Source organism: Citrobacter sp. C5_2, from assembly GCF_014596845.2.
Lineage (GTDB): Bacteria > Pseudomonadota > Gammaproteobacteria > Enterobacterales > Enterobacteriaceae > Citrobacter > Citrobacter werkmanii.
Genome location: NZ_CP115032.1, coordinates 226645 through 250499 on the forward strand (window position 1 = coordinate 226645; position 23855 = coordinate 250499).

Genomic DNA, 23855 nt, shown 5'->3' on the forward strand with positions numbered 1-23855 from the left:
CGTTACTCCTCGCGTAACAGCTCGACGTAATGGCGGGTAACCGCCGTCAAATCCTGCCCTTCCAGGGGAAACTCGATGCCGCGCGGAGCATCGTCAGGCAGCGTTTTTAACAGCGCCAGCCAGCGAGGTTCGGCGGCATCAGGCGGCACTGCGCGGTAGCTGTCGCGATGTGTAACCGCGGCTTTGACATGGATGTATCCCACGGTTGGCGCCAGGTTTTTCGCCGCCTCTTCCGGGGAGTCGCCAACCCACAGCCAGTTGCCCATATCAAAGGTCAGAGAGATCGGCAGGTTTTGCGCCTGACAGGCTTCGTTAAAGCACTGCATCGGCTGCAGGCGTCCGCAGGCGGTCTGATCGTTTTCGACAACCAGCTCCATCCCGCTGTCAGCCAGCCATGTACGTAAAACGTCGAACTGGCCGGTATGGGAAAAATGACCAAGGGAGACTTTTAACCACAGCGCTTGCAGGGCCTGCGCTTCCGCGAGTAACGCCGGAAGGCGGGGATTGAGGTTACCGTCCTCAAGGAACAGCGGCTCAGGCGCTGAATAACAGGCCAGCAGGCCGAAGATTTCGATCGCTGAGGCCATCGTTGACAGTGTGGTGAGTTCGGTGTCAGTTAACATCTCGCGGCGAATTTCGACGCCGTCAGCACCGGCTTCAGCAATGATGGGCAGCATGGCGGTTTGGCCACCCGCAGCGCGGACCTGCTCATAGCCGTAGGCGGCGGTGACCACCATAATTTTTCTTTTCATGGAAACTCCATAACCAGCGTTCTTGCTATAACGCTAGATGGAACCGGTTCCAAAGAAAAGCCCATGATGCTGAATTTATGATCACCATCACGAAGGAAATTTAACGGGCGGTAGATCCGCGCACGATCAATTCACCAGAGAAAACCTGCTCCTGAATGGCATCAGAACCGCCATCGATCCGGCGTACAACCTGTTCCACGGCGGTGTAGCCAATCTGCCAGGTGGGTTGTTTCAGCGTGGTAATGCCGACACCCGCCAGCTCGGCCCATTCCAGCTCGTCAAACCCGAGCAGGCCGATATCGCTGCCCCAGTTGAGGCCAATGCGTTTCAGGGCGCGGGCAACCTGTAGCGTGAGGGCGCCGTTGGCGGAGATAACGGCTTTGCGCATGCCTCGATGCTGCTGGTGGAACTGGCGCAGCGTGTCATCCAGTTGCGCATTGTCCGTTAGCGGAACTTCGGCATTTTGCGCGATAACGCCGGGGTAGCGTGCGAGCGTGGCGCGAAAGGCGCTCAAACGTTCGCGGCGGGTATTCACCATGCCGAGTGGTTCGCTGAGAAACAGAATGGCTTCAAAGCCTTGTTCAAGCAGGTGTTCCGTGGCAATCGTTGCGGCCTGGGTGTTATCCAGTCCGACCATATCACAGGCGAAATCAGGTATTTTACGATCAATTAGTACCATCGGTAGCGCAGACTGTTGCAGGCGGTTCAGCCCCTCTTCACGCATCCCAACGGCGTTGACCACAATCCCTTCGACCTGGTAACTGCGCAACAGGTCAAGATAGTGCAACTCCTGATCCACTTCGTTGTTGGTGTTACATACCAGCGGGGTAAAGCCTTTATCGCGACAGGCGGCTTCAATTCCGCTTAATACGTTGACAGAGTAGGGATTGGTAATATCGGCGATGATCAGGCCAATCAGGCGGGTGCGACCGTGTTTCAGGCCGCGTGCCATCAGGCTGGGTCGGTAGTCGAGATCGGCAATGGCTTGTTCAATGCGGGCCAGCAGCGCGTCGGAAAGCAGGTGCTTTTCACCGTTGAGGTAGCGTGAAATGCTGGTCTTGCCGGTTTTTGCGGCCTTTGCCACATCGCTGATGGTTGCCCGTGTTGATTTGCTCATCGCTGATTTCCCTGAATTTGGTGACAACACCTTAACGCGAAAATCAACGATGGCAAGTGCTTCATGCCGGATCGGGCGCAGCCTGTCTCCGGCTCAAAACGTTACTGGATCGGGCTTAAGGTGATCTCTACGCGGCGGTTCTGCGCTTTACCTTCCGCCGTGCTGTTGCTGGCGATTGGGTTTGCCGGACCCATACCCTGAGTGCGGATACGGTTAGCCGCGACCCCTTGAGTGATCAAGGCGCTGGCGACGGAGTCCGCACGCTGCTGCGACAGACGCATATTCAGATCCTGGCTGCCGGTGCTGTCGGTGAAGCCCAGCACGTTAACCGCGGTTTTATTGTACTCTTTCAGGACCATGGCCACGCCGGTCAGGGTGTTAGCCCCGGCAGGTTTCAGGTTAGCGCTACTGCTGTCGAAGGTGACGTTGTTTGGCATGTTCAGAATGATGTTATCGCCACTACGCGTCACGCTGACGCCGGTTCCCTGCATTTTTTCGCGCAGTTTTGCTTCCTGCACATCCATGTAATAGCCGATACCACCGCCAACGGCCGCGCCAGCCGCTGCGCCAATCAGTGCGCCCTTGCCGCGATCTTTCTTCGAAGAAGAGAGTGCGCCAATACCTGCGCCGACCAGAGAGCCAATGCCTGCGCCAATGCCGGATTTACCCGCTTCGCGTTCGCCGGTGTAAGGGTTTGTTGTGCAGCCAGAAACCGCCAGGGCGCCGCTCACGATGGCAGCAATAACAAAAACACGTTTCTTCATCTCAATTCCTTAATGACTTATTCTTCTTTGCCACAGCGACGGTGGCGGTTGATTATGACGTGTGAACATGAAGAAAATTCCAGGGAAGACTCTGAAATTTGTAAGTAACATTGAACGGCAGAATAAATAAGCCGCCACATCGTATTCAGGAGCGCCATCTTGACTAATTCACCCGCACACTACTCGGTGTTAACCGCCGCCCACTGGGGACCTATTCGCGTCGAAACCGATGGCGAGACCGTTTTCTCCTCCCGTGGCGCATTGCCCACCACTCATCCCAACTCTTTGCAAACTGTGGTGCGTGACCAGGTACACAGTAAAACGCGGGTACGTTTTCCGATGGTACGTAAAGGCTTCCTCGTCTCGCCGGAAAGCCCACAAGGCGTGCGCGGGCAGGATGAGTTTGTTCGCGTCAGTTGGGATGACGCACTGACGCTTATCCATACGCAGCATAAACGCATCCGTGACAGCTATGGCCCGGCCTCGATTTTCGCTGGTTCCTACGGCTGGCGCTCCAACGGTGTGTTACATAAAGCCGCGACCCTGTTACAGCGCTACATGGCGTTGGCGGGGGGTTATACCGGGCATCTGGGGGATTACTCCACGGGCGCCGCGCAGGCCATCATGCCGTACGTGGTGGGCGGTAACGAAGTTTACCAGCAACAGACCAGCTGGCCTGTCGTGCTGGAACACAGCGATGTGGTGGTGTTATGGAGCGCCAATCCGCTGAATACCCTGAAGATTGCCTGGAATGCTTCCGACGAACAGGGGCTCGTTTACTTCGAGGCATTGCGTGATAGCGGCAAACGTTTGATCTGTATCGATCCGATGCGATCGGAAAGCGTGGATTTCTTTGGCGATAAGATGGAATGGATCGCCCCGCATATGGGAACCGACGTGGCGCTGATGCTGGGCATCGCGCATACGCTGGTGGAAAACGGCTGGCACGACGCGGACTTTCTCGCCCGCTGTACCACCGGTTATGACCGCTTTGCCGACTATCTGCTGGGTAAAACTGACAATGTCGCAAAAACGGCAGAGTGGGCTGCTGAAATTTGTGGGATAACAGCGGAAAAAATACGCGAACTGGCGGCGATATTTCACCAAAACACCACCATGTTGATGGCGGGGTGGGGGATGCAGCGCCAACAGTATGGCGAGCAGAAACACTGGATGATTGTCACCCTGGCCGCCATGCTCGGGCAAATCGGCACGCCTGGCGGTGGCTTTGGGCTGTCGTACCATTTTGCCAACGGCGGTAACCCAACGCGTCGTGCCGCTGTATTGGCTTCAATGCAGGCCAGCGTTAAAGGCGGCACCGACGCGGTGGATAAAATCCCGGTGGCGCGAATTGTCGAAGCGCTGGAGAACCCCGGGGGTTTTTACCAGCACAATGGAATGGACCGGCATTTCCCGGACATCCGCATGTTGTGGTGGGCCGGCGGGGCCAACTTTACTCATCACCAGGACACCAACCGTCTGATTCGCGCCTGGCAAAAACCGGAGCTGGTGGTTATCTCGGAGTGTTTCTGGACTGCCGCAGCAAAGCATGCCGATATCGTATTACCGGCGACCACCTCGTTTGAGCGCAACGACCTCACCATGACGGGTGATTACAGCAACCAGCACCTGGTGCCGATGAAGCAGGTTGTGCCGCCGCAGTATGAGGCGCGCAATGATTTTGATGTTTTTGCCGAACTGAGCGAGCGCTGGGAAAAGGGTGGGTATGAACGCTTCACCGAAGGTAAAAGCGAGCTGGCGTGGCTGGAGACCTTTTACAATATTGCCGGGCAGCGCGGGGCCAGCCAGCAGGTTACACTGCCGCCCTTTACCGAGTTTTGGCAGCGCAACGCCCTGATCGAAATGCCGGAAAACCCCGCCAACGCGCAATTTATTCGGTTTGCGGATTTTCGCCGCGATCCACAGGCGCATCCGCTGAAAACGGACAGCGGAAAAATTGAAATCTACTCCGCGAAGATTGCGGGTTACGGCTATGCGGATTGTGCGGGACACCCGATGTGGCTGGCGCCTGATGAGTGGTTTGGTAACGCCGAGCCGGGTCAGTTACAGCTGCTTTCCGCCCATCCGGCGCACCGTTTGCACAGCCAGTTGAATTACAGTGCGTTGCGTGAGCAGTATGCGGTGGCGGATCGTGAGCCCGTTACGATCCATCCGCAGGACGCGAACGCTCGTGGTATTAAGCATGGAGACACGGTGAGGGTGTGGAACCCGCGTGGGCAAATTCTGGCGGGTGCCGTCGTGACGACAGGGATCAAACCTGGCGTCATCTGCATTCATGAAGGCGCCTGGCCTGATTTGGATCTTACTGCCGGTGGTATTTGTAAAAATGGCGCCGTCAATGTGCTGACCAAAGATCTCCCCAGCTCGAAGCTGGGGAATGGCTGCGCGGGCAACACTGCGCTGGCGTGGCTCGAAAAATACAATGGACCCGCCCTGACGCTTACGGCGTTTGATCCGCCTGCCAGCCCATAATCCACGTGGGGTGGTGAGTCTCTTCCTGCCATGCGCCGTCTTCAATGCGAAAACCCAGCGCATGGTAGAAGTTTACCGCTGACTGATTCTTCTGGTAGACCTCCAGGCTGAGCAGGGAAAAGCGCTGCTGGACATGCTGCACCAGCGCTGTGCCAATTCCGCTTCTGATGGCCGCTGGCGCGACAAACAACGCGCCTAGAAAGCGTTCGTCAATCACGCTGACAAAGCCTTTGAGTACACCTTCTTCTTCCCACACCCAGGTTTGCGCGGCGGGCAGGTATATATCACGCACGACGGGTTCACTTTCGCGCCAGTAGCATTCGTCGATAAACGGATGGGCATGGATCGTGCTTTCCATCCACAGCGCCAGAATTGACGGCAGATCGTCAGCTTTAGATTCACGAATCATGTTGTGCCCCTGGGTAACAGATGCAACTGGTGATATGGTCGTTGACCAGACCACAGGCCTGCATAAAGGAGTAACAGATGGTGGTGCCGACAAACTTAAACCCGCGTTTTTTTAATGCCTTAGACAGAGCATCTGACGCAGGCGTTGAGGTGGGGATATCGCTCAGGTTGGCGGCGCAGGTCACTTGCGGTTGGTTATCAACAAATGACCAGACGAACTCGCTAAACGGTTCACCGTTTTGCGCCATGGTCAGAAAGGCGCGAGCGTTACCGATAATGGCCTGAATTTTTCCGCGATGGCGAATAATGCCGGCATCCTGTACCAGCCTTTCCACATCCTCTTCGGTCATGGCTGCCACTTTTTCCGGATCAAAATGGTGGAAGGCGTGGCGATAATTTTCCCGTTTCTTCAGTACGGTAATCCATGATAATCCCGCCTGCTGGCCTTCCAGGCAGATCATTTCAAACAGCTTCTTGCCATCGGTTTCGGGGACGCCCCATTCCTTGTCGTGATAGGCAATGTAAAGTGGGTCCTGGCTGACCCATCCGCAACGCTGCATATACTTCCTCGCTGTTTTTACTGGCGTAAAAATTTCATTCGGCCCGCCTTGACGCGCCAGCTAAAAAGACAATATTTAATACAGGGCCTGATGGGCCCGATTTCCTACACACAATGACAATAATATCGCCGAATTCGGCTCTTTTCTGGAGTCGCGTTGATGATTATAAGAAACAGTAGTGGTCGCCAAAGGTTAACTCTGGCGAGCGTCGTAGTTTGTGCGCTGTCCATCAATACAGCATATGGCTGGCAACAAGAATATATCGTTGATGCGATGTCAGGGCATACGGCTGAACGTTATACATGGGACAGCGATCACCAACCACGTTATAACGACATTCTGGAGGAACGTATTCGTTCTACGCAGAACGTGGCGGGTCCGGTGGTGAATCTGGCCGATCAGACGCTGATGGATACGACCAGCGGCATGAGTATGGGCTGGAACTTTCCGCTTTCCAGACAGGTAACGACCGGACCGGTCGCCGCCTTACATTATGACGGCTCAACCACGTCTACCTACAACGAGTTTGGTGATAGCGCGACCTCGATAACACCGACCGATCCGTTGTGGCATGCCAGCGTCAGCACGTTAGGCTGGCGAGTCAATTCGCAGTTCGGTGATGTGCGTCCATGGGCGCAAATCAGCTATAACCAACAGTTTGGCGAGAATATCTGGAAGGCGCAGTCGGGCCTCAGCCGCATGACGACAGCAGGACAGGACGGTAACTGGCTGGATGTTACCGTCGGTGCGGATATGCTGTTGAACCCGCATATGGCGGCTTACGCCGCACTTTCTCAGGCAGAAAACAGTACCAACAATAGCGACTATATGTACACCATGGGGGTTAGCGCTAAATTTTAACGAAAGAAATCATTGGTTATACATCTTAGTTACATATCAGGATCAATAATCACACGCCTTCCAGCGATAGTGGGTACTAACTCTTGCGATAAAATTCAGTATCCCGACTTTTTGTCTCGTCATTCATTCCGTAATCCAGGCATTTCATTCCGTCCTGGCGGCATTTCATGCCGTTTTTTCCTGGTATAAATGGCGCTTCGGTATGGTTGTTGGCAGAGAATTTCCCATTTTGCTTATGCAGGAAGACTGCCATGAAAACTTCTGATTATCAGCGTACCCGTTGGCTGACACTGATCGGCACCATCATTACCCAATTTGCCTTAGGTTCTGTTTATACCTGGAGCCTGTTTAATGGCGCGCTCTCTTCTAAACTGGACGCGCCGGTGAGTCAGGTTGCATTTTCCTTTGGTTTGCTGAGCCTGGGGTTGGCGATTTCTTCTTCCGTCGCCGGGAAACTGCAAGAACGTTTTGGCGTGAAACGCGTCACCATGGCCTCCGGTATCTTACTGGGCGTCGGCTTCTTCTTAACCGCCCACTCTGACAGCCTGATTATGCTGTGGTTGAGCGCCGGCGTACTGGTCGGCCTGGCGGATGGCGCAGGATACCTGTTAACCCTTTCCAACTGCGTAAAATGGTTCCCTGAGCGTAAGGGGCTGATTTCCGCCTTTGCCATCGGCTCTTATGGCCTGGGTAGCCTCGGTTTTAAATTTATCGACAGCCAACTGCTCAGCACCGTGGGTCTGGAAAAAACCTTTATGATCTGGGGCGCAATTGTGCTGGTGATGATCGTCTTTGGCTCCATGCTGATGAAAGATGCGCCGAATCAGGAAGTGAAGGCGAAAAATGGCGTGGTCGAGAACGACTACACTCTGGCGCAGTCCATGCGTAAACCACAGTACTGGATGCTGGCCGTGATGTTCCTGACTGCATGTATGAGCGGGCTGTATGTAATTGGCGTGGCGAAAGATATTGCGCAGAGCCTGGCGCATATGGATGTAGCCACGGCGGCAAATGCAGTGACCGTCATCTCCATCGCTAACCTGTCAGGCCGTCTGGTACTGGGTATTCTGTCCGACAAAATCTCTCGTATTCGTGTTATCACCATTGGTCAGGTTGTTTCGCTGGTCGGTATGGCGGCACTGCTGTTCGCCCCGCTCAATGACGTGACTTTCTTTGCGGCGATTGCCTGCGTGGCATTTAACTTTGGCGGCACCATCACCGTGTTCCCGTCACTGGTGAGTGAGTTCTTTGGTCTCAATAACCTGGCTAAAAACTACGGGGTTATTTACCTGGGCTTCGGTATCGGCAGTATTTGTGGTTCCATTATCGCCTCGCTGTTTGGCGGATTCTATGTGACCTTCTGCGTTATCTTTGCGCTGTTAATCATCTCGCTGGCACTTTCCACCACTATTCGCCAGCCGCAACGTAGCGTATATACCGAGGCGCACGCCTAAATCTATTAGTAGCCTGATTAATACCTGGCGCATATATTTACAAAAATATATGCGTCATTTGCATTCTCTATAAGCACTTTTCTTCCCTCCTGTGGTCTACTTACCCGCGCCCGTAGATTTCACCTCTGCTGTTGTCGCATTTTTCCCCTGTTTGGTCTGTTTGGCCGCTGCACAGGGAGTTTTTATCCCGATCCCCAGGGTTTGTTTGCATGAGATACATTAAGTCGATGACGCAGCAGAAACTCAGTTTCTTGCTGGCAATCTATATCGGTTTGTTTATGAACTGTGCTGTATTTTTCCGTCGCTTTAGCGGATATGCGCACGAATTCACCGTCTGGAAAGGACTCTCTGCGGTTGTTGAATTAGCTGGCACTGTGCTGGTGACCTTCTTTTTATTACGTATTCTCTCTTTATTCGGCCGCCGGGCCTGGCGTGTGCTGGCAACCTTTGTGGTGCTGTGTTCTGCCGGCGCCAGCTATTATATGACCTTCCTGAACGTGGTAATTGGCTACGGTATTATTGCCTCCGTCATGACCACGGATATTGATTTATCTAAAGAAGTCGTCGGCTGGCATTTTATCGTGTGGCTGGTTTCAGTCAGTATTGTGCCGTTGGTTCTTATTTGGAGTAACCGCTGCCGCTATACGCTGATGAGACAGATTCGTACCCCGGGCATGAGATGGCGTAGCGTGGCGGTGGTGTTACTGGCTGGCCTGATGGTGTGGGTGCCGATTCGCCTGTTGAGCATGCAACAGAGAAGCGTTGAACGGGAAACCGGCATCGATCTACCCAGCTATGGCGGGGTTGTGGCGAACTCTTATTTGCCGTCAAACTGGCTCTCAGCGTTGGGCCTGTACGCCTGGGCGCAGGTGGATGAGTCTTCAGATAACAAATCGCTGATGAACCCGGCCAAAAAGTTTACCTATGTCGCGCCGAAGAACCTCGACGACACCTATGTGGTCTTTATTATCGGGGAAACGACCCGCTGGGATCATATGGGAATTTTTGGCTATGAGCGAAATACCACGCCAAGGCTCGCCCAGGAGAAAAATCTGGCCGCGTTCCGTGGATATTCTTGCGATACGGCAACCAAACTTTCTCTGCGCTGCATGTTTGTCCGTGAGGGGGGGGCGGAAGAAAATCCGCAGCGTACGCTGAAAGAACAAAACGTTTTCGCCGTGCTTACTCAGCTAGGGTTCAAGACAGATCTCTACGCCATGCAAAGCGAGATGTGGTTTTACAGTAATACCATGGCGGAGAATATCTCCTACCGTGAGCAGATCGGCGCTGAGCCGCGTAACCGTGGCAAAAACGTTGATGACATGCTGCTGATTCCCGAGATGCAGCAGTCTCTGCAGCAGAACGATGACGGTAGTAATCACTTGATTATTCTGCATACCAAAGGATCGCATTTTAACTATACACAGCGCTACACCCGTGAATATGCACAGTGGAAGCCGGAATGCGTCAATGTTGATAGTGGCTGCTCAAAAGCGGAGATGATCAACTCATTCGATAACTCGGTAACTTATGTTGATCACTTTATCACTCAAGTATTTGATCAACTGCGCGATAAGAAAGCGATAGTGTTCTACGCTGCCGATCACGGTGAGTCAATTAACGAGCGTGAGCACCTGCACGGGACGCCGCGTAAAATGGCACCGCCTGAGCAGTTCCGCGTTCCTATGCTGGTGTGGATGTCTGACAAGTATCTGGAAGACCCCGATCACGCGAAGGCGTTCGCCCATCTGAAGCAAGAAGCGGATATGAAGGTGCCGCGTCGTCACGTGGAGCTGTACGACACTATTTTAGGTTGCCTTGGTTATACCTCGCCAAATGGCGGTATTAACGAGAATAACAACTGGTGCCGTATCCCGGACGCGAAGAAGGTTGCAGCCCAGTAACGGAGGCTGCTGACTTTCTCGCCGATCAAATGCCATTTTGATGCTAAGGGATTGACGGGCGCGCTGCTGAGCAGTAAGATGCGCCCCGCATTCGGTGATTGGCGCAGCCTGGTAGCGCACTTCGTTCGGGACGAAGGGGTCGGAGGTTCGAATCCTCTATCACCGACCAAATTTAAAACCCTGCTCAACGAGCAGGGTTTTTTGCATTATGGCCCGTGAGGATGAGAACCTCCGGGGGCAAGAGGTTCGACTCGAGCGTAGCGAGAGAACGTTGCGCCAGCAACGGCCCGCAGGGCGAGCCACGCAGTGGCGAGTAATCCTCTATCCGGCCTACAGGCTCAGTTTCACCCCGGCGTGTATGGCGTTTCCAACCCCATCTTTGACCTTCATTTTGTCTACAAAAATTGTGCGCCACTTCCCACTGACTGTTAACGATTCTGTGACATATTCCATTGCCTTTTTTTATATTTGCATGAAACTTTTTTTGCGCTACTTATGGCTGAACCTGGCATTTTCCGCTGTGCGTTTTAACGTTCATGGTATTAATCGCTCAGATATGCAGCATTAATTTAGAAAGTTTTAAGAATTTGCATAAATGTTAATCACCAAATGTTGCTAAATATTAAGATATTTATTCTGGTACAGAGCGCGTAGCACAAATTTCCCTGCTGAAAATAGCCGTCTGCACTTTTTTTAATCTTTGTTTGTCAATTCTCACCGTTGGTGTAAATCACGGTTACCTGTATTGACGTTTTCACATTCTGTTGACAGATTGTAGGGCATGAGGGGCATTTCATGGAGAATCCGCACTGCAACTCAGTCGCTTATGTGAACGGAATCCCCATCCTCTTAACGCCGACCCGGCCGGGTAAAAAACAAAAAAGGCCTGGCGGTGCAAACCCACTGCAAAGGGTAAAACAACAAACATCACATTTGGAGCAGAAGAATGAGTATTTCCTTGAAGAAGTCAGGGATGCTGAAGCTTGGTCTGAGCCTGGTGGCCATGACCGTCGCAGCAAGCGTACAGGCTAAAACTCTGGTTTATTGTTCAGAAGGATCTCCTGAAGGCTTTAACCCGCAGCTTTTCACCTCTGGCACCACCTATGATGCCAGCTCCGTACCGATCTATAACCGCCTGGTTGAATTCAAAATCGGTACCACCGAAGTGATCCCGGGCCTTGCTGAGAAGTGGGAAATCAGCGAAGACGGTAAAACCTACACCTTCCACCTGCGCCAGGGCGTGAAGTGGCAGGACAATAAAGATTTCAAACCGACGCGCGATTTTAACGCCGATGACGTGGTGTTCTCGTTCGATCGTCAGAAAAATGCCCAGAACCCGTACCACAAAGTCTCTGGCGGCAGTTATGAATACTTCGAAGGGATGGGTCTGCCAGATCTGATCTCCGAAGTGAAAAAAGTGGACGATAAAACCGTTCAGTTCGTACTGACGCGTCCGGAAGCTCCTTTCCTGGCCGATCTGGCGATGGACTTCGCTTCTATTCTTTCTAAAGAATACGCAGACAACATGCTGAAAGCCGGTTCCCCGGAGAAAGTAGACCTCAACCCAATTGGTACCGGTCCGTTCCAGCTGCAGCAATACCAGAAAGACTCCCGTATTCTGTATAAAGCTTTCCCGGGCTACTGGGGTACTAAGCCGCAGATCGACCGTCTGGTCTTCTCTATTACGCCTGATGCTTCCGTACGTTACGCCAAACTGCAGAAGAATGAGTGCCAGGTGATGCCGTATCCGAACCCGGCAGACATCGCGCGCATGAAGCAGGATAAAAACATCAACCTGATGGAGCAGGCTGGTCTGAACGTGGGCTACCTCTCTTACAACACCGAGAAGAAACCGTTTGATGACGTCAAAGTTCGTCAGGCGCTGACTTACGCGGTAAACAAAGAAGCGATCATCAAAGCCGTTTATCAGGGCGCTGGCGTGGCCGCGAAGAACCTGATCCCGCCGACCATGTGGGGCTATAACGACGACATTAAAGACTACAGTTACGATCCTGAGAAAGCGAAAGCGCTGCTGAAAGAAGCCGGTCAAGACAAAGGCTTTACCGTTGAGCTGTGGGCAATGCCGGTACAGCGTCCGTACAACCCGAACGCACGCCGTATGGCGGAGATGGTTCAGGCTGACTGGGCGAAAATTGGCGTTCAGGCCAAGATTGTGACCTACGAGTGGGGCGAGTATCTGAAACGCGCCAAAGCGGGTGAGCATCAGGCCGTCATGATGGGCTGGACCGGTGACAACGGGGATCCGGATAACTTCTTCGCCACCCTGTTCAGCTGTGCGGCAGCGAAAGATGGTTCCAACTACTCTCGCTGGTGCTACAAGCCGTTTGAAGACTTGATCCAGCCGGCGCGTGCCACCGACGACCACAACAAGCGTATCGAACTGTACAAACAAGCTCAGGTTGTTATGCACGATCAGGCTCCGGCTCTGATTGTTGCTCACTCCACCGTGTACGAGCCAGTGCGTAAAGAAGTTAAAGGCTATGTGGTTGATCCATTAGGCAAACATCACTTCGAAAACGTCTCTGTCGAATAATTAAAAGCAATCAAGGAAGCGCTGCGCCCCGGTGTTGTGTAGGCCGGATAAGCGCAGCGCCATCCGGCGTAATGCTTTACCCGCGATGCAGTTTGCGTGGGATAAGATTTGTGAGCAATACAGACTCACGGTTCCAGGCCGTGCGTCATTAGAGAGAATCCGGGTTATGTTGCAGTTCATTCTCCGACGTTTGGGACTCGTCATCCCCACGTTTATCGGTATCACTCTTCTCACTTTTGCCTTCGTCCATATGATACCCGGCGATCCGGTAATGATCATGGCGGGTGAGCGTGGGATCTCCCCTGAGCGTCATGCTCAACTGCTGGCCGAACTTGGTTTGGATAAACCGATGTGGCAGCAGTACCTCCATTATATCTGGGGGGTTATGCATGGTGACTTAGGTATCTCGCTGAAAAGCCGTTTACCTGTGTGGGATGAGTTCGTGCCTCGTTTTAAAGCCACGCTGGAACTCGGCGTCTGCGCGATGATTTTCGCCGTCGCAGTAGGTATTCCGGTGGGGGTACTTGCTGCCGTGAAGCGCGGCTCCATTTTCGATCACACCGCCGTTGGCCTGGCGCTGACCGGTTACTCTATGCCGATTTTCTGGTGGGGCATGATGCTGATCATGCTGGTGTCTGTGCAGCTAAACCTGACCCCAGTTTCCGGCCGGGTGAGCGACATGGTATTCCTTGATGATTCCAACCCGCTGACCGGTTTTATGCTGATAGATACCGCTATCTGGGGCGAAGAGGGTAACTTTATTGATGCGCTGGCGCATATGATCCTGCCGGCGATGGTGCTGGGTACCATTCCTCTGGCGGTAATTGTGCGTATGACCCGTTCATCAATGCTGGAAGTACTGGGTGAAGATTACATTCGTACCGCCCGTGCCAAAGGTCTGACCCGGATGCGCGTCATCATTATTCACGCTTTGCGTAACGCCATGCTGCCCGTCGTGACCGTTATCGGCCTGCAGGTTGGGACATTGCTGGCCGGGGCGATCCTGACCGAGACTATCTTCTCATGGCCTGGGCTGGGACGCTGGCTGATCGATGCGCTACAGCGCCGCGATTATCCGGTGGTGCAGGGCGGGGTGTTACTGGTCGCGACGATGATTATTCTCGTCAACCTGCTGGTAGACCTGCTGTACGGCGTGGTGAACCCGCGTATTCGTCATAAGAAGTAAGGGGCCATCATGTCACAGGTTACTGAAAATAAAGTTATTGCCGCACCGGTGCCAATGACCCCGATGCAGGAGTTCTGGCACTATTTCAAGCGTAATAAAGGCGCGGTTGTCGGGCTGGTTTATGTTGTCATCATGATTCTGATTGCGGTCTTTGCGAATGTTCTCGCCCCGTATAATCCGGCTGAGCAGTTCCGTGATGCGCTGCTGGCGCCGCCTGCGTGGCAGGAAGGCGGCACGATGGCGCACCTGTTTGGTACTGACGATGTGGGCCGCGATGTGCTCTCGCGTCTGATGTACGGCGCGCGTCTGTCGCTGTTGGTCGGCTGTCTGGTCGTGGTGCTCTCCCTGCTGATGGGCGTAATTCTCGGGCTGGTCGCCGGTTATTTTGGCGGGATTATCGATAACGTCATCATGCGCGTGGTCGATATCATGCTGGCGCTGCCGAGCCTGTTACTGGCGCTGGTGCTGGTGGCGGTATTTGGTCCTTCGATTGGCAACGCCGCGTTGGCGCTGACGTTCGTGGCGTTACCGCACTATGTGCGTCTGACGCGCGCCGCTGTGCTGGTGGAAGTCAACCGCGACTACGTTACTGCTTCGCGCGTGGCGGGTGCCGGTGCGATGCGCCAGATGTTCGTCAATATTTTGCCTAACTGTCTTGCGCCGCTGATTGTTCAGGCATCGCTTGGTTTCTCTAACGCCATTCTCGATATGGCTGCCCTCGGCTTTCTGGGGATGGGCGCACAGCCGCCTACGCCGGAATGGGGCACCATGCTCTCTGACGTTCTGCAGTTTGCCCAAAGCGCCTGGTGGGTCGTGACCTTCCCGGGGCTGGCGATCCTGCTGACGGTGCTGGCATTTAACCTGATGGGTGACGGTCTGCGTGACGCGCTCGATCCCAAACTGAAGCAGTAAGAGGTTCGAGATGGCGTTATTAAATGTAGATAAATTATCGGTGCACTTCGGCGACGTAGGCGCCGAGTTCCGCGCCGTAGACCGCATTAGCTACAGTGTGAACCAGGGGGAAGTGGTTGGCATTGTGGGTGAATCCGGCTCTGGTAAGTCTGTCAGTTCGCTGGCGATTATGGGGTTGATTGATTACCCTGGCCGCGTGATGGCCGAAAATCTGGAGTTTAACGGTCGTGACCTGAAGCGCATTTCTGAGAAAGAGCGTCGTCAGTTAGTCGGTGCAGAAGTGGCGATGATTTTCCAGGATCCGATGACCAGCCTTAACCCGTGCTACACCGTCGGCTATCAGATTATGGAAGCCATCAAAGTGCATCAGGGCGGCAATAAAAAAACGCGCGTTCAGCGGGCGATTGACCTGCTGACGTTGGTGGGGATCCCCGATCCGGCCTCGCGTCTGGACGTGTATCCGCACCAGTTGTCCGGTGGGATGAGCCAGCGCGTGATGATCGCGATGGCGATTGCCTGTCGTCCGAAGCTGCTGATTGCCGACGAACCGACGACGGCGCTGGACGTGACCATTCAGGCGCAGATCATTGAGCTGCTGCTGGAGTTGCAGCAAAAAGAGAATATGGCGCTGGTTTTGATTACCCACGACCTGGCGCTGGTGGCGGAAGCGGCACATAAAATCATCGTGATGTACGCCGGGCAGGTCGTAGAAACCGGCGCTGCGCAGGATATTTTCCGCGCGCCGCGTCATCCGTATACCCAGGCATTGCTACGTGCGCTACCGGAGTTTGCGCAGGATAAAGCGCGTCTGGCTTCGTTGCCAGGTGTGGTCCCAGGTAAGTATGACCGTCCGAACGGCTGTTTGCTGAACCCGCGCTGTCCGTATGCAACCGACAAATGCCGCGCTGAAGAACCTGAACTGAATCTGCTGGAAGGCGGCCGTCAGTCGAAATGCCACTACCCACTTGATGATGCCGGGAGGCCCACACTATGAGTACGCATGAGGCCACCTTGCAACAGCCACTGTTGCAGGCTATCGATCTGAAAAAACACTACCCGGTAAAGAAGGGATTATTTTCCCCTGAGCGCCTGGTGAAGGCGCTGGACGGCGTCTCCTTTACTCTTGAACGCGGTAAAACGCTGGCGGTAGTAGGCGAGTCTGGCTGTGGAAAATCCACGCTTGGCCGTCTGTTGACGATGATTGAAGTTCCAACTGGCGGTGAGCTGTATTACCAGGGGCAGGATCTGCTCAAGCACGATCCGCAAGCGCAGAAGTTGCGTCGGCAGAAAATCCAGATTGTGTTCCAGAACCCGTACGGTTCTCTGAATCCGCGTAAGAAAGTGGGGCAGATTCTGGAAGAGCCGTTGCTGATCAACTCCACGCTCAGCAAAGAGCAGCGGCGTGAAAAAGCGCTGGCGATGATGGCGAAAGTGGGGCTAAAAACTGAGCACTACGATCGTTACCCGCATATGTTCTCCGGCGGCCAGCGTCAGCGTATCGCCATTGCCCGGGGTCTGATGCTGGACCCGGACGTGGTGATAGCCGACGAACCGGTCTCGGCGCTCGACGTTTCAGTGCGTGCGCAGGTCCTGAATCTGATGATGGATTTACAACAGGATCTTGGACTGTCCTACGTTTTTATCTCGCACGACCTGTCGGTGGTGGAGCACATTGCCGATGAAGTGATGGTGATGTATTTAGGCCGCTGTGTGGAAAAAGGGACTAAGGATCAGATCTTCAATAATCCGCGTCATCCGTATACCCAGGCGCTACTTTCAGCCACGCCACGTCTGAACCCGGACGACCGCCGCGAACGTATCAAGCTGACCGGAGAGCTGCCGAGCCCGCTGAATCCGCCGCCGGGCTGCGCGTTCAACGCCCGCTGCCGCCGTCGTTTTGGTCCGTGTACCCAGCTTCAGCCGCAGTTGAAAGATTATGGCGGTCAACTGGTGGCCTGTTTCGCCGTGGACCAGGATGAAAACCCACAGCGATAAACGTGGGTTATGACCTAATAACCGGAGCCTTGTGCTCCGGTTTTTTTATATTTTGTTTTTACGTCCACAATGTGAGTCCTCTGGCAGAACATTATTCCATAGCGTCTAAAATGTAGTCAGATACCCTTTTGTCACAGAAATAGCGATTTCGCAGTTGCTAACGATCAGGAGCAAATGTGGTCACGATACGCTGGGATATTAAAACAATTGATCGACTATCGATGGTTGAGGATGTCCTGAAGGAATTTTCCTGCTGTGATATCAATATCATCTCAATGAAAGTCACACCGGGACGGATCCTGATTAAATCCTGGTGCCGTCAGCTGCAGGATATTTCCTGCGTGCAAACGTGTTTGAGCCAGCGAGCCGATATTATTAATGTCGCTTACCTGTGTGAAGAGATAAGCGAACTGTCAACGTCCGAGCCGGAACGCCCGCGCTATTTCTCTGACATTATTTGCACTAGCCAGAGCATGCGCTTGCTTATCGAAAAGGCGATCAGAATTGCCGACAGCAAATATACCGTTCTGATCCGCGGTGACACGGGAACCGGCAAGGAGCTACTGGCCCGGGCTATCCATAATTCCGGGAAGCGGCGCTTTTATCCGTTTATTCCGGTCAACTGCTCTGCATTGCCTGAGTCGCTGATGGAAAGTGAATTCTTTGGCTATGAGAAAGGAGCCTTTAGCGGCGCAGATTGTAAAGGCAAAAAAGGGCTGTTTGAAATGGCCGATAAAGGCACCCTTTTTCTTGATGAGTTTGGTGAAATGTCGCTGAGCTTACAGGCTAAATTACTGCGCGTGCTTCAGGATGGTGGGATTCGTCGCGTTGGCGGCGCACAAATTATACCGGTTAATGTACGTATTATTGTGGCAACCAACGCTAATCTGGAAGAGATGGTGGAACAACGTCTGTTGCGCGCCGATCTCTATTATCGCATCAACGTACTTTCACTCACCATTCCTCCCTTACGGGAGCGCCCGCAGGATATTAGTCTGCTTATTCGCCACTTTGTGCAGAAGTATGCGAAGGAGTTCCAGCGCCGGATAATCCTGGATAAAGCCTGTTTTGCGGCCTTGCATCATCACGCCTGGCCGGGAAACGTTCGTGAACTGGAAAATACCATTATTCGTCTGATGCTGATGGCGGAATCGGATGTCATTACCCTGGACGAACTGGGAATGGTGAATTTACCTGCGGTTGAACAAGCCCCAACGGAACGCCCTTTTAAAGAACAAGTGCTTAGTGCTGAGCGCCAGCTCATCGAACAAATGGTAGAAGATAATGTGTCGTCGCGGCATATCGCTAAAGCGTTGGGGGTGTCGCATACCACGGTGTTGAATAAAATTCGCAGCTATCAGTTGGAGAGTGTGAGTTAAGCGCCGCCAGTGGCTGACGGCGCGTTAGACGGGTTATTCAATCAGCTTCAATAATGGCGACAGGCACAGCAGAATTCCGTACAGCAGAATCAGCCAGGTTTTAACACCGCGCAATTTCTCTAACTGCGTCACTTTATAGATCAGGAAAAATGGAATAATACACGACACAATCCCGTACAGTGGGCTCCCCAACTGGAAGAATACCAGCACCGATACGCGGAACGACACCCAAATAACCAGAGTAATCACAATAAATGTGCAAATACCCAGCGTGAGCACCAGCGGATTAATTTTCTCAACGTCAATGACGCGACTCAGGATGTTAAGAATAATACCCTTAATGGCCTCATGGAATCCCAGGTAAATACCAAAAAACGCCGTTAATACGGCGAAGATATTCAGTACCGTTGAGGTGATATGAATAATTTGTCCTGGAATAACTTGCGCTGCCAGCGCCAGGGCGGAAATATTTTGCTCAAAGGCCGAAACGGCCTCTTCATGGCTAATAGAAAAGGTAAAAGAGAAGGAGAAAAACAGAATAACCGCAATCAGCGTAATGTAACTGATGCGATGCGTGCGTATCGCCATGCGCGTCGCCAGTACCCGGTCTGCCACCCGTTTGCGATAAGCGATGTTCATTGGGTTTAATACCTGAATAAACACCGCTGAGAAGAAGCAGAACGGGATGGTCAACAGCACGTTGCGAAAGAAAACCGAGGCTTCAGGAAACGCGCTGATATTGCTAAAGTTCCAGTGCGGGATCATCGCAAAACCAAACACGATGATGATACCCACTTTTACTACTACCATCGGACCGGAGATTTTGAACAGCAGCTTTTCTCCCCCGGAAGCAATGGCGACCAGCACGGCAAAAATGGCTACTTTGTAGATTATTGACTGCGAAAGGTCGGCCTCGGTCAAGCCAAAAGTTTTGATATAAGAGGCACTGTCAAATACTACTGATAGGGAATAAATAAATATGCCGTGAATAATCATCAGGAAATAGATGACGCCAAGAAATACGCCCCAGTTTTTCCCCAGATAATGACTTATAATATCGGTATAGTCATTACAGGTTTCACTCTCTGATAATGTTTTTAAATAAATGTCCTGCACAATATAAGTTGCGGGATAAGCAATAATAAAGGCGACAATAAATACCCAAATACCTGTTAAGCCAATTTGTACCGGCATCAGTACCGTTCCGGCGCCAATTGCCATGCCGATACAGAGTAATACCCAGCCAAAATCGTATTTCGTAAACGGTATCTTTTTTGAGATTGGTACGGCGGTTGCTGTATTGTTGCTTAATTGTAATGTGTTGTCCTGCATAGAACCCCCTGCCCAAAATACACGCTCTCCCCGGAAAAGGATTGCGCGTATAGCCAGACTGTTGTGCCTTGATTCTCAACAGTCTGAACCGATCGGCGTCGGTTCAGACTGTAGTGGTCAGAATGTTGCCTTTCCGATGGCGTGTTCAAGGTCGTTAATAATATCTTCTGGATCTTCAAGACCCACAGAAAGACGGATAAGCCCGTCGGTAATACCTGCTTTAAGCCGTTCCTCTGGCGCAACGGGCGAATGTGTCATAGACGCTGGGTGCTGAATGAGGGTTTCGGTATCACCGAGACTGACCGCGAGGAGGCACAATTCTACAGAATTGATCATCCGTCTGCCAGCCTCGAGGCCGCCGGCGATTTCGAAGCTGATAATTCCTCCTGGCAGACTCATCTGCCGTTGGCCAAGCTCATACTGCGGATGTGAAGAGAGGCCGGGATAATAAACGTGGGTGATGGATGGATGCCCTTCCAGGAAACGGGCGATTTTCATCGCATTTTCGCAGTGTCGTTCCATTCGAATGCCCAGTGTTTTAACGCCGCGCAGCGTTAACCAGGCGTTGAACGGACTCATGCAGCCGCCGGTGATATCTTTCAGCCCCACAAACCGCGCCTGGTCAATAAACTCCTGCTTGCCGACGATAATGCCGCCAATCACATCCCCGTGGCCGTTGATATATTTGGTGACGCTGTGCACCACGATGTCTGCGCCCAGTTGCAAAGGCTGCTGGCAGTACGGCGACATAAAGGTGTTATCCACCACCAGCACTGCGCCTTGCTGATGGGCAATGCCGGCCACCGTTTCAATATCAACCAATGAGAGCGTCGGGTTGGCGGGCGTTTCGATATACACCACTTTGGTTTCCGGGCGCATGGCGGCGCGAATTTCTTCAGGATTCGCCGCATCGACAAAGCTGACGTTAATCCCGAACTTCGGCATGCTGTGCGACAAAAACGCGTGGGTGCAGCCGTAAATCGCGCTGGCGGAAACGATATGATCACCCTGCTGGCACAATGTCAGCAGCGTTGTGGTGATGGCAGAAATACCGGATGCGGTTGCCAGCCCGGCTTCACCTCTTTCCAGCACCGCCAGCTTTTTCTCCAGCGCATCGGTGGTAGGGTTACCCAAACGAGTATAAATGTACCCGGACTCCTCAAGCGCAAAGCGGGCGGCACCTTGTTCGGCGCTGTCAAACACAAACGTTGAAGTCTGGAAAATAGGCGTACTGAGCGCGCCAGTTGAAGGGTCGGGTTGTTGCCCGGCGTGAACGATCTGGGTGTTGAATCCGTAAGTACGACAGTCAGACATGATATCTCCTTTAATTCGGAACAGAACAGCTCACACTCAAATAGCAATCGCTGTGCCAGAAATTGAATTAATAGATATCAATGGGTTATGTGTTTCCCTTGATTGATGGTTGGCAGGAATGTTGCCAACTGGCAAGAATCTTTCCAGCGTACTGGCGAGAAACGGGTGAAATGCGAGGCGCTACGCAGAGCGGAATATTGCGCGGTGATATGGCGAATGGGCTACCGTAGAATCAGGGGCAAGCCGGGAATTCCCGGTGAGGCGCAATGTTGCGGGGGCTTGATCCCCGGCGGCATCGGTTGCTGGAAAGAGAAAACCCCCGCACGTTGTTCAGTATAAACCTGGCAACAAAACGGGGGCTAACTTGACTCCAGACAAGTTAAGGATAGCCGCGAACAGTTGCCATTGCAACACAGGCGGCTATATGACGCTCGTACAGTTAGGCGTGGCCTTCTGGCACGATTTAGCGGCTCCAATCATCGCTGGTATTATTGCCAGTCTGATTGTGAGCTGGCTGCGTAACAGGAAGTAATGCGCTTAGTGGGCGTCTGCCTGCCGTGATGGCAATATGCGCCCGAACCAGGCCGCAGGGGTGACCTTGCGGCCTTTTTCGGCTTAAATGCAGATAAATCTCGTCGTCAGGTGCCTATCCTGTCGCGATAATGCACGCTGGGAAGTTTTCAGATACCGTCTCTCTTAATACCGCTACGATCGGGTATACTCTGACGGCAGTTTCGTCTATCCGTGGAGAGTCAGTTTGCGTGTCAGTCGCTCGTTAACAATTAAGCAGATGGCAATGGTCGCGGCCGTTGTCATGGTGTTTGTTTTCATTTTTTGCACCGTTTTGTTGTTCCATCTGGTACAGCAGAACCGCTATAACACGGCTACACAACTGGAAAGTATCGCTCGCTCCGTCCGTGAACCTCTTTCCGACACTATCCTGAAAGGGGATATTCCCGAAGCGGAAGCCATTTTACGCAGTATTCGGCCAGCGGGCGTGGTCAGCCGCGCTGATGTGGTGCTGCCTAATCAGTTTCAGGCGCTGCGGATGAGCTTTATTCCCGAACGCCCGGTTCCCGTTACGGTGACCCGCCTGTTTGAGCTTCCGGTGCAAATTTCGCTGCCGGTCTATTCACTTGAGCGCTCAGCGAACCCACAACCGCTGGCGTATCTGGTGCTGCAGGCGGATTCGTACCGCATGTACAAGTTTGTGATGAGCACGCTCTCAACGTTAGTGACCATTTACTTACTTTTGTCGTTAATACTCACGGTAGCCATCTCATGGTGTATTAACCGTTTGATTGTGCATCCATTACGCAAAATCGCTCGTGAGTTGAACGACATTCAACAGCAGGACCTGATTGGCTATCAACTGGCATTACCACGTCTGCATCAGGATGATGAGATTGGTATGCTGGTGCGTAGCTACAACCTCAATCAGCAGCTCATCAAACGCCATAGCGAAGAGCAAAGCGACCATTCGATGCGCTTCCCGGTTTCCGAATTGCCCAACAAGTCGTTTTTAATGGGATTGCTGGAGCAGGTGGTGACGCGTCAGCAAACGACGGCGCTGATGATTGTCACCTGTGAAACCCTGCGTGATACCGCGGGCGTGTTAACCGAAACTCAGCGAGAAATCTTGCTGCTGACGTTAGTCGAAAAACTAAAATCGGTATTGGCCCCCAGAATGGTGCTTACCCAGGTGAGCGGCTATGACTTTGCCATCATCGCGCATGGTGTAAAAGAGCCCTGGCATGCCATTACACTAGGTCAGCAAGTACTCACTATCGTTAATGAGCGGTTACCGATTCAGGGCATTCAACTACGTCCGAACTGCAACATCGGGGTGGCGATGTTTTATGGTGATTTAACTGCAGAGCAGCTCTACCGCCGCGCCCTGTCCGCCGTGTTAACGTCGCGTCATAAAGGTAAAAACCAAATTCAGTTCTTTGATCCGTTGCAGATGGAAGAGGCGCAGCAGCGTTTAACCCAGGAGAACGATATTTTAACCGCCATGGATAACCAGCAGTTTGCGCTCTGGATGCAGCCCCAGGTAGAAATGTCCAGCGGCAAGGTATTGAGCGCAGAAGCATTATTGCGAATGCAACAGCCGGACGGTAGCTGGGAGCTGCCAGAAGGGTTAATCGACAGAATTGAGTCTTGTGGTCTGATGGTGACAGTCGGTTATTGGGTGCTGGAAGAAACATGCCGCCAGCTGTCAGCCTGGCAAGAACGCGGTCTGATGCTGCCGCTCTCGGTGAATTTATCCGCTCTCCAGTTGATGCACCCCAATATGGTATCTGATTTGCTGGAGTTGTTAACGCGCTATCGCATTAAGCCTGGCACATTGATCCTCGAAGTGACTGAAAGCCGACATATTGACGATCCCAATGCCGCGGTGGCCATTTTGCGACCGCTGCGCAACGCGGGCGTGCGCATCGCGCTGGACGATTTTGGCATGGGGTATGCGGGTCTGCGACAGCTACAGCATATGAAGTCGCTACCGGTGGATGTACTCAAAATCGATAAGATGTTTGTCGATGGCGTGCCCGAAGATTGCAGCATGATCTCCGCCATCATTCAATTGGCACACAGTCTCAACTTGCAGATGATCGCCGAAGGCGTTGAAACGGAAGCGCAACGCGAATGGTTATCACAAGCAGGGGTGGAAGTGGCGCAAGGCTTCCTGTTTGCCCGACCGGTTCCGGCAAATATCTTTGAAGAACGCTATCTGGCACCGGAAGGCGCTGATTACAAAAGTTAAAAAAGGTCTCGCTTGTGCGAGCCAGCTCAAAATTTTTAACATTTTTGTATCAATTATGATCCAGGTGCATTTCTGTCATGTTGAGTGGGTGTTACTTTAAGGCCGC

The 23855-nt window shown here is 52.8% G+C and carries 21 protein-coding genes, 1 tRNA gene and 1 other RNA gene; 15 read left to right on the forward strand and 8 right to left on the reverse strand.

Annotation, left to right across the window (positions count from 1 at the left end; genetic code table 11):
* Nucleotides 1-2 precede the first annotated feature (2 nt).
* The 3 genes from ICA20_RS01105 to ICA20_RS01115 form a co-directional block, all read right to left on the reverse strand.
* Nucleotides 3-752, reverse strand: coding sequence for a xylose isomerase (locus ICA20_RS01105; RefSeq protein ID WP_038635172.1), 750 nt, complete (start codon nucleotides 750-752; stop codon nucleotides 3-5).
* 100 nt (nucleotides 753-852) lie between these two features.
* On the reverse strand, nucleotides 853-1869 hold the full coding sequence (locus tag ICA20_RS01110; RefSeq protein ID WP_038635169.1) for a LacI family DNA-binding transcriptional regulator: 1017 nt from the start codon (nucleotides 1867-1869) through the stop codon (nucleotides 853-855).
* Between the two features lie 101 nt (nucleotides 1870-1970).
* Entirely contained in the window at nucleotides 1971-2633 is a 663-nt protein-coding gene (locus ICA20_RS01115) for an OmpA family lipoprotein (protein WP_003827397.1), read from the reverse strand.
* A 159-nt stretch (nucleotides 2634-2792) separates the two neighbouring features.
* Between ICA20_RS01115 and ICA20_RS01120 the strand changes: the two genes are divergently transcribed.
* Nucleotides 2793-5126, forward strand: coding sequence for a molybdopterin guanine dinucleotide-containing S/N-oxide reductase (locus ICA20_RS01120; RefSeq protein ID WP_038635166.1), 2334 nt, complete (start codon nucleotides 2793-2795; stop codon nucleotides 5124-5126).
* Here ICA20_RS01120 and ICA20_RS01125 read toward each other — a convergent pair.
* On the reverse strand, nucleotides 5095-5535 hold the full coding sequence (locus ICA20_RS01125; protein WP_038635163.1) for an N-acetyltransferase: 441 nt from the start codon (nucleotides 5533-5535) through the stop codon (nucleotides 5095-5097). The two genes, ICA20_RS01120 and ICA20_RS01125, sit on opposite strands and share 32 nt — an antisense overlap.
* The gene (tag, locus tag ICA20_RS01130) at nucleotides 5525-6094 is read right to left on the reverse strand and encodes a DNA-3-methyladenine glycosylase I (RefSeq protein WP_038635153.1); all 570 of its coding nucleotides are present in this window, start codon (nucleotides 6092-6094) and stop codon (nucleotides 5525-5527) included. The genes ICA20_RS01125 and tag overlap by 11 nt, the downstream gene beginning before the upstream one ends.
* 159 nt (nucleotides 6095-6253) lie before the next feature.
* Between tag and ICA20_RS01135 the strand changes: the two genes are divergently transcribed.
* On the forward strand, nucleotides 6254-6955 hold the full coding sequence (locus tag ICA20_RS01135) for an autotransporter outer membrane beta-barrel domain-containing protein (RefSeq protein ID WP_038635151.1): 702 nt from the start codon (nucleotides 6254-6256) through the stop codon (nucleotides 6953-6955).
* Between the two features lie 76 nt (nucleotides 6956-7031).
* Here ICA20_RS01135 and ICA20_RS01140 read toward each other — a convergent pair whose 3' ends face one another.
* Nucleotides 7032-7208, reverse strand: coding sequence for a hypothetical protein (locus ICA20_RS01140; protein WP_155268624.1), 177 nt, complete (start codon nucleotides 7206-7208; stop codon nucleotides 7032-7034).
* Here ICA20_RS01140 and ICA20_RS01145 point away from each other — a divergent pair.
* The 11 genes from ICA20_RS01145 to ICA20_RS01195 all read left to right on the forward strand — a co-directional run bounded on the left by ICA20_RS01145 (nucleotide 7207) and on the right by ICA20_RS01195 (nucleotide 18339).
* The gene (locus tag ICA20_RS01145) at nucleotides 7207-8409 is read left to right on the forward strand and encodes an MFS transporter (protein ID WP_038635150.1); all 1203 of its coding nucleotides are present in this window, start codon (nucleotides 7207-7209) and stop codon (nucleotides 8407-8409) included. The two genes, ICA20_RS01140 and ICA20_RS01145, sit on opposite strands and share 2 nt — an antisense overlap.
* A 209-nt stretch (nucleotides 8410-8618) precedes the next feature.
* Nucleotides 8619-10313, forward strand: a complete 1695-nt coding sequence (gene eptB / locus ICA20_RS01150; RefSeq protein ID WP_038635149.1) for a kdo(2)-lipid A phosphoethanolamine 7''-transferase — start codon at nucleotides 8619-8621, stop codon at nucleotides 10311-10313.
* Nucleotides 10314-10405: 92 nt separating this feature from the next.
* Nucleotides 10406-10482: transfer RNA gene (locus tag ICA20_RS01155), tRNA-Pro, on the forward strand.
* 32 nt (nucleotides 10483-10514) lie between these two features.
* A non-coding RNA gene (locus ICA20_RS01160) (RtT sRNA) lies at nucleotides 10515-10648 on the forward strand.
* A 460-nt stretch (nucleotides 10649-11108) separates the two neighbouring features.
* Entirely contained in the window at nucleotides 11109-11345 is a 237-nt protein-coding gene (locus ICA20_RS01165; protein WP_162267364.1) for a hypothetical protein, read from the forward strand.
* Nucleotides 11260-12867: a dipeptide ABC transporter periplasmic-binding protein DppA gene (dppA, locus tag ICA20_RS01170; RefSeq protein WP_038635147.1), complete on the forward strand. Its 1608-nt coding sequence runs from the start codon at nucleotides 11260-11262 to the stop codon at nucleotides 12865-12867. Before ICA20_RS01165 ends, dppA begins: the two co-directional genes overlap by 86 nt.
* 166 nt (nucleotides 12868-13033) lie before the next feature.
* Entirely contained in the window at nucleotides 13034-14053 is a 1020-nt protein-coding gene (dppB, locus tag ICA20_RS01175; protein ID WP_032940634.1) for a dipeptide ABC transporter permease DppB, read from the forward strand.
* Nucleotides 14054-14062: 9 nt separating this feature from the next.
* Nucleotides 14063-14965 carry a dipeptide ABC transporter permease DppC gene (dppC, locus tag ICA20_RS01180; RefSeq protein WP_038635146.1) on the forward strand — a complete coding sequence of 301 codons (903 nt, stop codon included), beginning with the start codon at nucleotides 14063-14065 and terminating at the stop codon, nucleotides 14963-14965.
* A gap of 10 nt (nucleotides 14966-14975) precedes the next feature.
* Nucleotides 14976-15959 carry a dipeptide ABC transporter ATP-binding protein gene (gene dppD, locus ICA20_RS01185; protein ID WP_038635145.1) on the forward strand — a complete coding sequence of 328 codons (984 nt, stop codon included), beginning with the start codon at nucleotides 14976-14978 and terminating at the stop codon, nucleotides 15957-15959.
* Nucleotides 15956-16960: a dipeptide ABC transporter ATP-binding subunit DppF gene (gene dppF, locus ICA20_RS01190; RefSeq protein ID WP_038635143.1), complete on the forward strand. Its 1005-nt coding sequence runs from the start codon at nucleotides 15956-15958 to the stop codon at nucleotides 16958-16960. The genes dppD and dppF overlap by 4 nt, the downstream gene beginning before the upstream one ends.
* Nucleotides 16961-17136: 176 nt before the next feature.
* The gene (locus ICA20_RS01195) at nucleotides 17137-18339 is read left to right on the forward strand and encodes a sigma 54-interacting transcriptional regulator (RefSeq protein ID WP_038635141.1); all 1203 of its coding nucleotides are present in this window, start codon (nucleotides 17137-17139) and stop codon (nucleotides 18337-18339) included.
* Between the two features lie 33 nt (nucleotides 18340-18372).
* On the opposite strand, the gene ICA20_RS01200 is transcribed toward ICA20_RS01195, so the two are convergent.
* Both ICA20_RS01200 and megL read right to left on the reverse strand, forming a co-directional pair.
* On the reverse strand, nucleotides 18373-19671 hold the full coding sequence (locus ICA20_RS01200) for an aromatic amino acid transport family protein (protein WP_038635139.1): 1299 nt from the start codon (nucleotides 19669-19671) through the stop codon (nucleotides 18373-18375).
* 117 nt (nucleotides 19672-19788) lie between these two features.
* Nucleotides 19789-20985 (reverse strand): methionine gamma-lyase, encoded by a 1197-nt coding sequence (megL, locus tag ICA20_RS01205; protein ID WP_038635138.1) that lies wholly within the window; start codon nucleotides 20983-20985, stop codon nucleotides 19789-19791.
* Between the two features lie 424 nt (nucleotides 20986-21409).
* Between megL and ICA20_RS01210 the strand changes: the two genes are divergently transcribed.
* Both ICA20_RS01210 and hmsP read left to right on the forward strand, forming a co-directional pair.
* On the forward strand, nucleotides 21410-21517 hold the full coding sequence (locus ICA20_RS01210) for a type I toxin-antitoxin system toxin Ldr family protein (RefSeq protein WP_038635136.1): 108 nt from the start codon (nucleotides 21410-21412) through the stop codon (nucleotides 21515-21517).
* A 225-nt stretch (nucleotides 21518-21742) separates the two neighbouring features.
* Complete coding sequence (gene hmsP / locus ICA20_RS01215; RefSeq protein ID WP_038635134.1) at nucleotides 21743-23749, forward strand: biofilm formation regulator HmsP; 2007 nt, start codon at nucleotides 21743-21745, stop codon at nucleotides 23747-23749.
* Nucleotides 23750-23855 lie beyond the last annotated feature (106 nt).

What these genes read in the sequence shown, in the direction of transcription:
- ICA20_RS01210 (WP_038635136.1), top strand. Translation starts at nt 21,410, where the DNA reads ATGACGCTCGTACAGTTAGGCGTGGCCTTCTGGCACGATTTAGCGGCT.
- ICA20_RS01145 (WP_038635150.1), top strand. Translation starts at nt 7,207, where the DNA reads ATGAAAACTTCTGATTATCAGCGTACCCGTTGGCTGACACTGATCGGC.
- ICA20_RS01165 (WP_162267364.1), top strand. Translation starts at nt 11,109, where the DNA reads ATGGAGAATCCGCACTGCAACTCAGTCGCTTATGTGAACGGAATCCCC.
- tag (WP_038635153.1), bottom strand. Translation starts at nt 6,094, where the DNA reads ATGCAGCGTTGCGGATGGGTCAGCCAGGACCCACTTTACATTGCCTAT.
- dppA (WP_038635147.1), top strand. Translation starts at nt 11,260, where the DNA reads ATGAGTATTTCCTTGAAGAAGTCAGGGATGCTGAAGCTTGGTCTGAGC.
- ICA20_RS01105 (WP_038635172.1), bottom strand. Translation starts at nt 752, where the DNA reads ATGAAAAGAAAAATTATGGTGGTCACCGCCGCCTACGGCTATGAGCAG.
- dppF (WP_038635143.1), top strand. Translation starts at nt 15,956, where the DNA reads ATGAGTACGCATGAGGCCACCTTGCAACAGCCACTGTTGCAGGCTATC.
- dppC (WP_038635146.1), top strand. Translation starts at nt 14,063, where the DNA reads ATGTCACAGGTTACTGAAAATAAAGTTATTGCCGCACCGGTGCCAATG.
- dppB (WP_032940634.1), top strand. Translation starts at nt 13,034, where the DNA reads ATGTTGCAGTTCATTCTCCGACGTTTGGGACTCGTCATCCCCACGTTT.
- megL (WP_038635138.1), bottom strand. Translation starts at nt 20,985, where the DNA reads ATGTCTGACTGTCGTACTTACGGATTCAACACCCAGATCGTTCACGCC.
- ICA20_RS01125 (WP_038635163.1), bottom strand. Translation starts at nt 5,535, where the DNA reads ATGATTCGTGAATCTAAAGCTGACGATCTGCCGTCAATTCTGGCGCTG.
- ICA20_RS01115 (WP_003827397.1), bottom strand. Translation starts at nt 2,633, where the DNA reads ATGAAGAAACGTGTTTTTGTTATTGCTGCCATCGTGAGCGGCGCCCTG.
- dppD (WP_038635145.1), top strand. Translation starts at nt 14,976, where the DNA reads ATGGCGTTATTAAATGTAGATAAATTATCGGTGCACTTCGGCGACGTA.
- ICA20_RS01110 (WP_038635169.1), bottom strand. Translation starts at nt 1,869, where the DNA reads ATGAGCAAATCAACACGGGCAACCATCAGCGATGTGGCAAAGGCCGCA.
- ICA20_RS01140 (WP_155268624.1), bottom strand. Translation starts at nt 7,208, where the DNA reads ATGGCAGTCTTCCTGCATAAGCAAAATGGGAAATTCTCTGCCAACAAC.
- ICA20_RS01200 (WP_038635139.1), bottom strand. Translation starts at nt 19,671, where the DNA reads ATGCAGGACAACACATTACAATTAAGCAACAATACAGCAACCGCCGTA.
- ICA20_RS01135 (WP_038635151.1), top strand. Translation starts at nt 6,254, where the DNA reads ATGATTATAAGAAACAGTAGTGGTCGCCAAAGGTTAACTCTGGCGAGC.
- eptB (WP_038635149.1), top strand. Translation starts at nt 8,619, where the DNA reads ATGAGATACATTAAGTCGATGACGCAGCAGAAACTCAGTTTCTTGCTG.